This window comes from Clostridium sp. DFI.1.208 (assembly GCF_024463855.1).
Taxonomy (GTDB): domain Bacteria; phylum Bacillota_I; class Bacilli_A; order Erysipelotrichales; family Erysipelotrichaceae; genus Clostridium_AQ.
Genome location: NZ_JANGCA010000320.1, coordinates 1 through 255, shown reverse-complemented (window position 1 = coordinate 255; position 255 = coordinate 1). Strand labels below are relative to the sequence as shown.

Genomic DNA, 255 nt, shown 5'->3' with positions numbered 1-255 from the left:
ATGCGAATGAGCATGATGAGAACGGGAGCATCGTGACGGATCTCCCCTATTCCCAGGAGATGGAGGGAGAGATGTACGGCGCACTGTACGGCAATGTGGACAGTGACATCGATATCGATGTGCCGGTAGTGGACGATCCGTCGAAGGAAGACCCCAAGGATACGGATACACCGAAGAAGGAAGACCCGATAGCTCCGGAGAAGGACAAGACACCGGGAGATAAGGATAAAGAGACCACCTCCAAGAAAGAGAATG

At 52.9% G+C, this 255-nt stretch carries 1 protein-coding gene; it reads left to right on the top strand.

Annotation, left to right across the window (positions count from 1 at the left end):
• Nucleotides 1–255, top strand: a 255-nt coding sequence (locus NE665_RS24525) for a hypothetical protein (RefSeq protein WP_256302783.1), incomplete at both ends; no start/stop codon positions are given.